This is a genomic window from Cupriavidus oxalaticus, from assembly GCF_004768545.1.
GTDB classification, from domain to species: domain Bacteria; phylum Pseudomonadota; class Gammaproteobacteria; order Burkholderiales; family Burkholderiaceae; genus Cupriavidus; species Cupriavidus oxalaticus_A.
Genome location: NZ_CP038635.1, coordinates 2300746 through 2313152, shown reverse-complemented (window position 1 = coordinate 2313152; position 12407 = coordinate 2300746). Strand labels below are relative to the sequence as shown.

General features: G+C 64.5%; 10 protein-coding genes and 6 tRNA genes. 9 read left to right on the top strand and 7 right to left on the bottom strand.

Annotation, left to right across the window (positions count from 1 at the left end; translation table 11 throughout):
* Positions 1-237: 237 nt before the first annotated feature.
* Positions 238-918, top strand: a complete 681-nt coding sequence (locus E0W60_RS21515; RefSeq protein WP_135705522.1) for a C40 family peptidase — start codon at positions 238-240, stop codon at positions 916-918.
* Between the two features lie 80 nt (positions 919-998).
* Here E0W60_RS21515 and E0W60_RS21510 read toward each other — a convergent pair whose 3' ends face one another.
* Positions 999-1928 carry a patatin-like phospholipase family protein gene (locus tag E0W60_RS21510; RefSeq protein ID WP_135705521.1) on the bottom strand — a complete coding sequence of 310 codons (930 nt, stop codon included), beginning with the start codon at positions 1926-1928 and terminating at the stop codon, positions 999-1001.
* Between the two features lie 245 nt (positions 1929-2173).
* Here E0W60_RS21510 and gltX point away from each other — a divergent pair, with 245 nt between their 5' ends.
* From gltX to E0W60_RS21475, 7 genes are all read left to right on the top strand, one after another.
* Positions 2174-3580 (top strand): glutamate--tRNA ligase, encoded by a 1407-nt coding sequence (gene gltX / locus E0W60_RS21505; protein WP_133096121.1) that lies wholly within the window; start codon positions 2174-2176, stop codon positions 3578-3580.
* Between the two features lie 273 nt (positions 3581-3853).
* Positions 3854-3929, top strand: a tRNA-Ala gene (locus E0W60_RS21500).
* 66 nt (positions 3930-3995) lie between these two features.
* Positions 3996-4071, top strand: a tRNA-Glu gene (locus E0W60_RS21495).
* 68 nt (positions 4072-4139) lie between these two features.
* Positions 4140-4216, top strand: a tRNA-Asp gene (locus E0W60_RS21490).
* Between the two features lie 186 nt (positions 4217-4402).
* Positions 4403-4478: transfer RNA gene (locus tag E0W60_RS21485), tRNA-Ala, on the top strand.
* Positions 4479-4584: 106 nt separating this feature from the next.
* Positions 4585-4660 (top strand) — tRNA-Glu (locus tag E0W60_RS21480).
* 68 nt (positions 4661-4728) lie between these two features.
* Positions 4729-4805 (top strand) — tRNA-Asp (locus E0W60_RS21475).
* A 105-nt stretch (positions 4806-4910) separates the two neighbouring features.
* Here E0W60_RS21475 and E0W60_RS21470 read toward each other — a convergent pair.
* The 6 genes from E0W60_RS21470 to trxA all read right to left on the bottom strand — a co-directional run bounded on the left by E0W60_RS21470 (position 4911) and on the right by trxA (position 11610).
* Positions 4911-6266, bottom strand: a complete 1356-nt coding sequence (locus tag E0W60_RS21470) for an MATE family efflux transporter (protein ID WP_135705520.1) — start codon at positions 6264-6266, stop codon at positions 4911-4913.
* 114 nt (positions 6267-6380) lie between these two features.
* Complete coding sequence (locus E0W60_RS21465; protein WP_133096123.1) at positions 6381-8168, bottom strand: ArnT family glycosyltransferase; 1788 nt, start codon at positions 8166-8168, stop codon at positions 6381-6383.
* A 263-nt stretch (positions 8169-8431) separates the two neighbouring features.
* Positions 8432-8692, bottom strand: coding sequence for a type B 50S ribosomal protein L31 (locus E0W60_RS21460; RefSeq protein WP_133096124.1), 261 nt, complete (start codon positions 8690-8692; stop codon positions 8432-8434).
* 204 nt (positions 8693-8896) lie between these two features.
* Positions 8897-9748 (bottom strand): M90 family metallopeptidase, encoded by an 852-nt coding sequence (locus E0W60_RS21455; protein ID WP_135705519.1) that lies wholly within the window; start codon positions 9746-9748, stop codon positions 8897-8899.
* A 92-nt stretch (positions 9749-9840) separates the two neighbouring features.
* Positions 9841-11103 carry a transcription termination factor Rho gene (rho, locus tag E0W60_RS21450; protein ID WP_042886485.1) on the bottom strand — a complete coding sequence of 421 codons (1263 nt, stop codon included), beginning with the start codon at positions 11101-11103 and terminating at the stop codon, positions 9841-9843.
* 180 nt (positions 11104-11283) lie between these two features.
* Complete coding sequence (gene trxA, locus E0W60_RS21445) at positions 11284-11610, bottom strand: thioredoxin TrxA (RefSeq protein WP_029046118.1); 327 nt, start codon at positions 11608-11610, stop codon at positions 11284-11286.
* 458 nt (positions 11611-12068) lie between these two features.
* On the opposite strand from trxA, the gene E0W60_RS21440 reads away from it, so the two are divergent.
* Positions 12069-12341 carry a hypothetical protein gene (locus tag E0W60_RS21440; RefSeq protein ID WP_116322035.1) on the top strand — a complete coding sequence of 91 codons (273 nt, stop codon included), beginning with the start codon at positions 12069-12071 and terminating at the stop codon, positions 12339-12341.
* Positions 12342-12407 lie beyond the last annotated feature (66 nt).

Sequence of the window (12407 nt, the reverse complement as noted above, 5' to 3'; positions counted from 1 at the left end):
GGGTGGTGTGTCCGACGCATTGAATCGCGCAGTGCACGTTGACGGTGCGATTGTCGGCGCGGTTTATCGGCGCGGTTTCGGCGCGGTCGTGACGCAATAGCGTCATCTCTGCCTGGCGCGGATGTTGCGTTACGTCCTCCCCGTAGTACCGGCGTGGTGCACACGCTGTACACAGATACCCAGCAGCCCCGGACCTTGTGCCGGGGCTTGCTTTGGAAACGTTCAACGGGAGAACCAATGCAGCGATCGGTGCTTCATTCCCTGGCGCGCGCCGCCGTCGGAATTGCCATTGCCTGCGGTGCGACTGTGTCGAATGGAGTGCTGGCGGACACGGTGTTCAAGGACGCCGACGCCCGTATCGATGCCACGGCCCCGGCCGCGGACTCGCATGCGGAAGGCAAGCGTGGCTTGCTGTCGTCGATGGTGAATTCCACCAGCAACGTTGCCAGCAAGGCTGGCGACCTGGTCATGAACGCGCTGGGCCTGATCGGCGTGCGTTACCGCTTCGGCGGCAACAGCCCCGAATCCGGCCTCGACTGCAGCGGCTTTGTCCGCTACGTGTTCCATGACACCTTCGGCTTCATGCTGCCGCGCCGCTCTGTCGAAATCAGCCGTGTCGGCACCAACGTGGCGACCAGCGACCTGCGTCCGGGCGACCTGGTGTTCTTCAACACCATGCGCCAGACCTTCTCGCACGTCGGCATCTATATCGGCGACAACAAATTCGTGCACGCCCCCTCGACGGGCAGCAAGATCCGTGTCGACGACATGCGCGCCGCGTACTGGGTGACGCGCTACAACGGCGCGCGCCGTATCGAGGACGATGGCAACAGCCGCAGCGAAAGCCTCGGCGACATGGTCGAGACGCTCAAGCGCTACGATCCCAAGGCCGTACGGGCCACCATGTACGGCGGCTGAGCTTCAACGCAACGCCACAAAGGAAAGGGACTGCCGCGGCAGTCCTTTTTGTTTTCCGCGTCGGGCGCCGCTATGCGTCGCTATTGCGCCGCCACCGTGCCGGCCGGCTGTAGCCGCGCCTGCTCCAGCTTGTGCCGCAGCGTGGCCATCACCGCGGCGGTCGCCTGTTCGCCCGCCAGCACCGCGCGGTTGCGGGCGTTGAAGTCGCTGCCGCTCATGTCGGGCAGTTCGGGGCGGATCACCACGTCGGCGCGCGACAGCGCCATCTTGTTGATCGACTGGCCCATGATCGCGGTGGTCTGCAGCAGTACGCCGCTCTGGCCGGCGTTCTTCTGTGCCGACGGGTCGGCGGAGATATTCACCGCGATGACGAAGTCGGCGCCCATGGCGCGCGCCGAGTCGACCGGCACCGGCTCGACCAGGCCGCCGTCGACGTAGTCATGTCCCTGGATCGACACCGGCTGGAATACGCCCGGCACGCTGCTCGACGCACGCACGGCCTGTCCGGTATTGCCGCGGCGGAACAGGATCTTTTCGCCGGTCTTCAGGTCGGTGGCGACGATGCCCAGCGGCAGCTTCATTGCCTCGATCGGCCGGTTCAGCACCTGTCGGTTGACGTAGTTCTGCAGCGCCTCGCCCTTGAGCCAGCCGCCGAAGCGGGTGCCGAAGGGCAGGGCCCAGTCGGCGATCGACGCCTCGTCCATGGTCAGCGCCAGCTTGTTCAGCCTGAAGCCGTCCAGGCCGCTCGCATACAGCGCGGCCACGACCGCGCCGGCGCTGGTGCCGGTCACCAGGTCGGCATGGATCCCCTGTGCCTCGAGCGCCTTGATCACGCCGATATGGGCAAAGCCGCGCGCGGCGCCGCCGCCAAGCGCCAGGCCGATCTTGACCGGACGCGGAGTGGGTGGGACGGCGGGCGTGGTCGCTACCGGCGGCGCAGTGCGCGGGCCGAAGGCGCAGCCCGCCAGCAGGGCGGCCGCGGAGAGGCCGAGGAAATGACGTCGTTGCATGAAGCGGGATCAGTAAATCGGGGGTGGCCGGGACTGCTGTGGCATGTGATGTAAACGCTGCTTTATGCGTCTTGCGCCGGCATGCCTGTCGACCGGCACGATCTCAGACCGGCGCAAGCATAAATGATTCCGCGCACGCCCGGCGCCATGCGGAGGGCGGCAGGAACGTGCTTGTATAATGCAAAGCCTGCACACACCAGCCCGCGCGCCGCTGCGCGCGGGCTTTCTTGTTTCTGCCCCTGACCATGACCCAACGCGTCCGCACCCGCTTTGCGCCGAGCCCGACCGGCTTTATCCACCTCGGCAATATCCGCTCCGCGCTCTATCCCTGGGCCTTCGCCCGCCGCATGAAGGGCGACTTCATCCTGCGCATCGAAGACACCGACGTCGAGCGTTCGTCGCAGGAAGCGGTCGACGTGATCCTGGAAAGCATGGCCTGGCTGGACATGGACATCGACGAAGGCCCGTTCTACCAGATGCAGCGCATGGACCGCTATCGGGAGGTCGTGGCGCAGATGGTCGACGCCGGCCTGGCCTACCGCTGCTACATGAGCACCGCGGAACTCGACGCACTGCGCGAAGCGCAGCGCGAGCGCGGCGAGAAGCCGCGCTACAACGGCTTCTGGCGTCCGGAAGAGGGCAAGGTCCTGCCCGAGCCGCCGGCCGGCGTGGATCCGGTGATCCGCTTCAGGAACCCGATCGGCGGCAGCGTGGTGTGGGACGACGCGGTCAAGGGCCGCATAGAGATCTCCAACGACGAGCTCGATGACCTGGTGATCGCGCGCCCGGACGGCACACCCACGTACAACTTCTGCGTGGTGGTGGACGACCTCGACATGAAGATCACGCACGTGATCCGCGGCGACGACCACGTCAACAATACCCCGCGCCAGATCAACATCATCCGCGCGCTCGGCGGCACCGCGCCGGTCTACGCGCACCTGCCGACCGTGCTGAACGAGCAGGGCGAGAAGATGAGCAAGCGCCACGGCGCCATGGCCGTGACCGGCTACCGCGACGAAGGCTATCTGCCCGAAGCCGTGCTGAACTACCTGGCCCGCCTGGGCTGGGCCCACGGCGACGCCGAGATCTTCTCGCGCGAGCAGTTCATCGAATGGTTCGACCTGGAGCACCTGGGCAAATCGCCGGCGCAGTACAACCCGGAAAAACTGGCCTGGCTGAACAACCACTACATCAAGGTCGGCGACAACCAGCGCCTGGCAGGGCTCACGCAGCCGTTCATTGAAGCGCTCGGCGGCAAGGTGGAAGGCGCCGACCTGGTCGGCGTGGTGGCCCTGGTGAAGGACCGCGCCAACACGCTGAAGGAAGTCGCACAGGCCGCGCTGCTGTTCTATCGCGGCGAGCCGCAGGCGGATGCCGCGCTCAAGGCCGAGCACCTGACGCCGGAGATCCAGCCCGCGCTGGCCGCGCTGTCCAGCCAGCTGGGCGCGCTGCCTGAGTGGAAGCGCGAGGCCATCAGCGCGACCTTCAAGGTAGTGCTGGCCGAGTTCGGCCTGAAGATGCCCAAGCTGGCCATGCCGGTGCGCCTGCTGGTGGCGGGCCAGCTGCAAACGCCGAGCATTGACGCGGTGCTCGAACTGTTCGGCCGCGACACGGTGCTGCGCCGTCTGGGCGCCGGTATCGCCGCGTAAAAAATCTCGCAAAAATCCGCGCCTGGGGCTTGCGCTCCGGGCCGGAGTTGCGCATAATCTCGTTCTCCCTGCAGCGCGGTCCCTGACCAAGCGGGCTGACGGATCCGCAAGGATCTACGCGGTCTCCACGCTTTTTAGAAAGCAAGGAGAAAAGCGAAAAAGTTAAATAGGGAGCTTGCAAAGATTAGTAGTTGATATATAATCTTGGCTTCGCTTGAAACGGTAGTTAAATCCAGCGAAAATAACGCAAGTTGCAGTAAATGGCAGTACCATGGGGCTATAGCTCAGCTGGGAGAGCGCTTGCATGGCATGCAAGAGGTCAGCGGTTCGATCCCGCTTAGCTCCACCAAGATTTAGGTGGCATCCAGTCAGTATCGGGTGGCGCCAGACGGAACGTGTTGAAAGACAAGTTTCTGTCCCCTTCGTCTAGAGGCCTAGGACATCACCCTTTCACGGTGAGTACAGGGGTTCGAATCCCCTAGGGGACGCCAAAATAGCAGGGCGTAATCAAACGCCCAGCGCGTCGCCAAGAGCTTTGCTCGAGGTGGCAGCCGACTAAGGAGTGGTAGTTCAGTCGGTTAGAATACCGGCCTGTCACGCCGGGGGTCGCGGGTTCGAGTCCCGTCCACTCCGCCAAAACTAAACCCGCATGGTTAATGCCATGCGGGTTTTTCTTTTAGTGTGAGGGATTATGTTGATAATCGCCGCGGCAACAGTAAAAAATGTTGCAATCGTTGCGGAAATCGATATATAATCCTGACTTCGCTGCAAATACAGCAGTTTGTGAAAGCCGCGAAAGCAGTATCAGGCAGTTACCCGTATGGGGCTATAGCTCAGCTGGGAGAGCGCTTGCATGGCATGCAAGAGGTCAGCGGTTCGATCCCGCTTAGCTCCACCAAGGATTCGGGAGGCGTCAAAAAAGATGCTTCCCAGGCGCGAAAAAGTCTGTTAGAATGGCAGACTTTCCAGCGCAAGACAGAAAACGCGTTGTAAAACAAGTTTCTGTCCCCTTCGTCTAGAGGCCTAGGACATCACCCTTTCACGGTGAGTACAGGGGTTCGAATCCCCTAGGGGACGCCAAAATAGCAGGGCGTAATCAAACGTCCAGCGCGTCGCCAAGAGCTTTGCTCGAGGTGGCAGCCGACTAAGGAGTGGTAGTTCAGTCGGTTAGAATACCGGCCTGTCACGCCGGGGGTCGCGGGTTCGAGTCCCGTCCACTCCGCCAAATTAAACGCCCGCGCAAGCGGGCGTTTTTCTTTTCAGCTCCAGGATTTTCACCCACATCGGTAGAGTGGCGCGCCTGCGGCAAGCGCAGTGCTTAGCGCCGGGCTCAGTGCTTCACGTCGGCGCTGCTTACCCGCGCGAAATACCGCACCAGCAATCCGCCGGCAATGGCAAGGCTTATGCTGTTGGCCAGCCAGAACCCGCTGGCCCCGTGCGTGAACGCCGGCAGGCCTTCAATCAGTCCGAACCCGAGCACATAGCCGCCACCCAGCCCGATGCCCCACAGCGATCCCGCATAGATCAGCGTCGGAATCACCGCGATCTTGTAGGCGCGCAGGATAAACGCCGTCAGCACCTGCACGGCATCGAACGCCTGGTAGAAGGCCACGAACAGCACCAGCGGCAGCGCGGCCGCCACCACGGCGGGGTCGCTCGCATAGGCGTGCAGGATCGGTTCGCGCAGCAGCCACAGCAGCGCGCCGGTCAGCATGGCCAGTGCCACGGCTGCGCGGATGCCGCGCCAGGCAATGCGGCTTGCGCCGGCGAGATCGCGTGCGCCGATATGCTGAGCGACCAGTGTCGAGGTGGCGATGCCCAGCGACAGCGGCAGCATGTAGGCAACGGCGCCCAGGTTGGCGATGATCTGGTGCCCCGCCAGCGTGACCGTGCCCAGCCGCGTGATAAAGATCGACATCAGCGTGAACGAGGTGATCTCGATCAGGTAGGTCAGCCCCATCGGCACGCCCAGGCGCAGCAGCGCGCGCAACGGCGCGGTTGCCGGCCAGCTCCATGTCGCAAAGATCCGCAGCGGCTGGTAGGCGGCGCCATAGCGCAGGACCAGCAGCGCGGCGATGCACCATGCCCAGCTGATCAGCGTCGAGGCCAGCCCGCAGCCGGCCCCGCCCATGGCGGTCACGCCCAGGCCGCCGTGGATAAACCAGGCGTTGAGCGGAACCTTCAGCGCCAGGCCGCCGACCTGCAGCACCGTGACCATGATCGGCCGCGACATCGCATTGTTGAGCGCCGAATAGATGCGGAAGCCGAGCGCCGCGGGCAGCCCGAACGCGGCGAAATGCAGGTAGGCGGTGGCCTTGTCGACCAGTTCGGGCGGCGCCTTGGCAAAGGCCAGCAGCGGCGCCGGGAAGGCCAGCAGCAGCACGCCGGGGAGCGCCAGCGCGGCGCCGAGCCACGCGGCCTGCCGCACCTCCGAACCAATCGCCTCAAGGCGGCCGGCGCCATAGAGCTGGCCGGCGACGGGCGCCAGCGCCTGCAGCACGCCCATCAGGCTGATATAGACGGTAACGTAGATCGAACCGCCCAGGCCGACGGCGGCGAGGTCGGTGGCGGAGGCGCGGCCGGCCATCACGGTGTCGATGACACCAAAGGCGATCACTGCCAGCTGCCCGGCCAGTACCGGGGCCGCCAGGCTGAAGATGCGGCGAAGGTCTTGGAGCAGGGTCATTCAGGCCTCAGGGGCAATGTCAGGGGCGTTGACCGGGCACGATGCCCGCAGCCGCCTGCGGCCGGAATGGATCGATGGCGCTGCGGTGCGCTGCGGAGGCTCGTGCCGGTGGGGTCAGGGCTGCCGCGGCAGGCGGCGGCGCGGCAGGTCGGGGCGCGGGTGCACCGCGCGCGCGGTATCGACCAGCCGGTACATGCGGAAGCGCTCGTCGCGGTCCGCGGGGCGGCGGCCTTCCCAGATCAGCCGCCATTCGAAATGCGAGATATTGCCGGGCTCGCCATAGTCCACCGCATCGTGGCGCAGCAGCACGTCGCAACCGTCGCTTGGGCCGCCAAAGCGGATATGGCCGAAGTAGGCGAACGACGCGAGCTGCGCGTCGCCCATGCGGATCGGCTGCACGCACCGGTATGCGGGCGGCAGCGCCATCGCGGCGGCCTGGGCCACGTCACGATAGGTCTTGCCGTAGTTGATCGACGGCAGCCACAGCGTCATCGCCATCACCCACATCAGCGTGGTGCCGGCGGCCGAGATCACCACCGGGCGCCAGATCTGCTTGGGCGCGCGCGACAGGCGCCAGCGCACGATCAGCACCCAGGCAATGGTGGCCGCCAGCGCGATCAGCACCGCGGTGATCGTGAACTCATGCTGGTAGCCGGGCAGCTGGCGGAACACATTGCGCGCTACGCGCGGCGGCCAGCCGGTGGTCTTTGCGATCCACATGAACCAGACCGTGCCGCCGAAGATGGTGAAGAACAGCAGCGCGAACCAGTCGATCGCGTTGATCACGCCGCGCGCCAGCGTGGGCAGTGCGAAGGCTGCCAGCACCGCCATCGGCGGCAGCAGCAGGATGAACTGCACGTCGCCGCCGCTGCGTTGCAGAAACAGCAGCACCACGACAGGCAGCAGCACCGCCAGCGGCATGGCCACATGGGCGGCGCGGCGCATTCCAGCCCAGGCAACCCATGCCCATGCCGCGATCGGCCAGACCGGCCACGTGTACAGGAACAGGTTGCGCATGTTGAAGCCGAACGTCTGCATGTTCGGCGAACCATAGTTGCGCCGGTCGTAGCGCGCCCATTCGCGGATAAAGGTGACAGCCTCGGTGCGGTCCGTCGCGCCGAAATAAGTCGAAGCCAGCCAGGCCGCGACGATCAGCAACGCCAGCGGAATGCCGATGGCGGCGAGCCGCTGCCACGGCAAGGGCTTGCACACCAGCGCGCAGACGACGGTGCCGAACAGCAGCGCCAGCGGCAGGATGGGGCCGCTGGCCAGCGCCAGGCCGCCAAGCGCGGCGCCATAGACCAGGCTGCCCATCAGCGGCTTGTCGAGGCTGCGCACCAGCGCGTACAGCGCCAGCGCGATAAAGGCCACCTGGCCGACCTGCGGCGTGGTCTCGTGCCCGCGCATGGCCAGGCCGACGCAGGCCAGGAAGATCAGCAGTGCGCCATCGGCCAGCGTGCGGCCATAGTCGCGCGCATTGGGCTGGCCGCCGAACGCATAGGCGAACGGCTGGACCTCGTCGCGCCGGCCCAGCAGGTAAGTGCTGTACCAGATGCAGGCGCAGGTCGAGAAGAAGAACAGGGCGGTGGCAAGGCGCGCGGCGTCGGTGGGTCCCAGCCAGCCGCCGAAGCCGCGGATCATCAGCGCGCCGATCCAGAACACCAGCGGGCCGTCCTCCGTAAACGGCCGGCCGACGATATTCGGCATCAGCCAGTCATGCAGGCCGCCGGTGGCCAATTGCCACATCACGCCGAAGCCGGCGGCGTCCTCGTTCTTCCACGGATCGCGGCCGAACAGGCCGACCAGGCCGTAGATGATGCAGATCGCCAGCAGCAGGGCGCGCGGCAGGGCGCCGGTCGCGGCAGCGGTCAACTGGACGGGTGAGGTATTGGCTTGACGCATCGATGCTCAGGTCGGGCCGTGGCGCAATGGCGCGAAGGCCACAGTATCGCGCATGCGGCGGCCGCGAGGGCCGTGACATGCCGTAGAAGCCTCACGCGGGTGAGGGATTCCGGTGGATACAATAGTGCCGGCGCCGCTCGGCCGGTGGCACGCAAACGGCGGGCACAAAAGAAAAGAGGCAGCCGATGCTGCCTCTTTGCTGGTTCGCGCCGGCCTGGAGCATCTGTCCGCAGGCCGCGCGAAGCGGGGTTCGCCGAAAGCGATTACTTCGCGACCTTGCCCAGCTTGCTGCCGAACTTCTGGCGGAACTTCTCGACGCGGCCGGCCGTGTCCATGATCTTCTGGGTGCCGGTGTAGAACGGGTGCGATTCCGACGAGACTTCGATCTTGGCCAGCGGGTATTCCTTGCCGTCCTTCACGATCGTGTCCTTGGTCTGGATGGTCGAGCGGGTGATGAAGCTGAAGTCGCTGGACATGTCCTGGAACACGACTTCGCGGTAATTCGGGTGAATGCCTTCTTTCATGATGAGTCCTTTCTGGTTGGGTAGCCAGTCCGTTGCGATCCGCGCTTTACTGCTGAATTCACCGCTGAAAACACGACGCGTCGACGAACGAACCACTTGCCGGTAACGGGCAAACCGGGATTATGGCAGAAAAACAATAACTTGGGGAAGGGGAACAGGTATATCGCGCGCCGTCTGCCTGCAAGGCTTGATATGCCTTTTTACTCACATCGCAGCGGGGTGCTGGCGGTAAAAAGAGGCGAGCGACTGGTAGACAACCGGCCAATGGCGAGCCAGCCCGCCCGGCTCAACAAAAAATGCCTCGGAGGTCACTGCAAAGAATTCGCTGGGTGCCTCGCCACCGTACGGGTCGATGACGCGCAGCGCCGGCGGCAGCCGTTCGGGATGCTCCCAATCCGATTCCTTGCGTGCCTCCCATGCCTCGGCAAAGCGGTCGTATTCGGTGAGGAAAGTGTCCGCCCACGCTTCCGCATCGATATCCGGATGCAGCACGCGCGAGAAGGGCGGCACGCCGTCCGGCTCGCCGTCGAGCATGTCCAGCTTGTGGGCAAATTCATGGATGACCACGTTGTAGGTGTCTGCCGGCAGCTCGTGTTCGCTGTCGATGCCGGCGCCCGGCGTATGCACGTCCGGCCAGGACAGGATCACGGGGCCATGCTCCCAGGCTTCGCCGCTGGCTTCCTCCACCACGCCGTGCACCAGGCCGATCTCGTCCTGCACGGTCCGGCGGATGATGAATTCACCGGGATACAGCACGATGCCATGCCAGCCGCGGTACCACGCCAGCCCCAGCTTCAGTATCGGCACGCACGCTTGCACGGCGACGCTGACGACCATGTCGTCGTCCAGCGGCAGCTCGTGCGCGGTGGAGTATTCCTTCTCCGCAATGAATAGCGTGGCCAGCTCGCGCAGCGCGGCCAGATCTTCGCTTCCATAGCGTTGCACGAACGGCAGCGCGGCGACGGTGCGTTCCCACAGGTCGTCGGGGATCGCGTAGTGCTCCAGCTTGCGGGCCTTGGAGCGGGTGCGCAGGAATGCAGTCAGTTTGCCGAGCATAGGAAACCCATCGGGCAACAAAAAAGGCGTGCCGTGGCACGCCTTCTTGTTCATCTTGCGGCGCGTCCGTAAGCGGTACGCCGCACCGAGGCTTAGCCGCCTCTGCGCATCATATCGAAAAACTCCGCGTTGTTCTTCGTGGCCTTCATCTTGTCCATGATGAATTCCATGGCCTGCACTTCGTCCATGTCGGAGATGAACTTGCGCAGCACCCAGATCTTCTGCAGGATTTCCGGCTTGATCAGCAGTTCTTCGCGGCGCGTGCCGGACTTGTTCAGGTTGATCGACGGGTAGACCCGCTTTTCGGCCAGGCGGCGTTCCAGGTGCACTTCCATGTTGCCGGTGCCCTTGAACTCTTCATAGATCACGTCGTCCATGCGGCTGCCGGTTTCGATCAGCGCGGTGGCGATGATGGTCAGCGAACCGCCTTCTTCCAGGTTGCGCGCGGCGCCGAAGAAGCGCTTCGGACGCTGCAGCGCGTTGGCGTCGACACCGCCGGTCAGCACCTTGCCCGAGGCCGGCACCACCGTGTTGTAGGCACGCGCCAGGCGGGTGATCGAGTCCAGCAGGATCACCACGTCGCGCTTCAGCTCGACCAGGCGCTTGGCCTTCTCGATCACCATTTCGGCGACCTGCACGTGGCGGATGGCCGGTTCGTCGAAGGTGGACGCTACCACTTCGCCGCGCACCGAACGCTGCATCTCGGTCACTTCTTCCGGACGCTCATCGATCAGCAGCACGAACAGGTCGGCTTCCGGATGATTGTTGGCGATCGCGTGTGCAATGTGCTGCAGCATCACGGTCTTGCCGGACTTGGGCGAGGCCACCAGCAGCGCGCGCTGGCCGCGGCCGATCGGCGCGATCATGTCGATGATGCGGCCGGTGATGTTCTCTTCCGCCTTGATGTCGCGTTCGAGCGTGAGCGGCCGATTCGGATGCAGCGGCGTCAGGTTCTCGAACATGATGCGGTTCTTGACCGCTTCGGGAGGCTGCCCGTTGACCTTGTCCACCTTCACCAGCGCAAAGTAGCGCTCGCCGTCCTTGGGCGTGCGCACTTCACCTTCGATCGAGTCGCCGGTATGCAGGTTGAAGCGGCGGATCTGCGACGGGCTGATGTAGATATCGTCCGTGCTGGCCAGGTACGAAGTCTCCGGCGAGCGCAGGAAGCCGAAGCCGTCCGGCAGAACTTCCAGCGTGCCGTCTCCGAAGATGGTTTCGCCCATCTTGGCGCGCTTCTTCAGGATCGCAAACATCAGTTCCTGTTTGCGCATCCGCTGTGCGTTGTCGATCTCGAGCGTTGCCGCCATTTCGAGAAGCGCAGACACGTGAAGCGATTTGAGTTCTGTCAGGTGCATAGACGAGGGGTACAGATTTGCCCGGACGGGCGAGACTGAAAGAGAAGGGGGAAAAATGAGCGAACGCTCGGGGAGTTGTTGGTGGCATCTTAGCACAATCCGACCGGTGCGCCAGGGTGTGGCGCACGCACGTCGGATCGTGACAAAACCGGAGCGGCTGGTCTGGCTCCGGTGCGCAGCTTACAGGTTGCCGTCGAGGAAGGCAGTCAGTTGCGACTTGGACAGCGCGCCGACCTTCTGGGCCGCGACCGCGCCGTTCTTGAACAGGATCAGCGTCGGGATGCCGCGGATGCCGAACTTGGCCGGGACCTGCTGGTTTTCATCGACATTGATCTTGGCGACCTGCAGCTTGTCGCCATAGTCCTTGGCGACTTCGTCCAGGATCGGGGCGATCATCTTGCAGGGGCCGCACCATTCGGCCCAGAAATCGAGCAGGACGGGCTTGTCGGACTGGAGGACGTCGGCGTCGAAGGAGGCGTCGCTCACATACTTGATTTGTTCGCTCATGGCGGAAAACCTCTGGTTTCGCTCTGTTTATGTTGAAGGCCGGGAAACTGGGTAGGGCAGAACCGTAACCTTACACGAGATTGCGCGGACCCGCCGGGGACGCCATTGCCGCCTGCCGGCTGGCTCTGGCGGCCGTAGCCGCGCCCGTTGCTGCCGATATGTTACCAGTTTGCCGATTTTCAAGACCGGCACCGGTGTGGGGCTGAAAACCCGCCGGCAACGGTAATGATTCTGCTGCAATCGGGTGATTAGTAGAAATGCTTATTTTCAATGGCGCCAAGAGATTCAGCCAATCGGGGTGGGTGCCATGGCGTGCACATGGGGGCGCGGCGCAGTGCCGGATCCGCGTTGCGTGCGCGTAGAATAGAAAGTGGGCCGCGCGCCGGCCGGCCGATCCTCACGAACCCTGCTCTCCCCAGAAGGCCATCCACAAGGCGGCCATCGACAAGGTCATCGATATGAACACCGATCCCCGCAAGCCTACCCAGCCCGAGTCCGGCCAGGCGCCGGACGTGGACCACCTGAGCGATGCGCTGGACCATATCAGCAGCGCGGTCGAGACCAACAGCATTGCCAGCGGCGCCGCCAAGGGCCTGGTCTACAGCATCATCGAGACGCTGGGTACCCTGGTGGGCGACCCGGACCTGCCCGAGCATGCGCGCTCCGGCTACGAGGGCCTGCTCGAGACCGCGCGCGAGATCCGCGCCAGGCTGGAGGGCGGCACGCACTGAGCGGCCCGCCCGCGCGCAAGCCGCTCCGCCCACCGGGGCCCTTCCATGAATCGCCGCCGGCCGTGC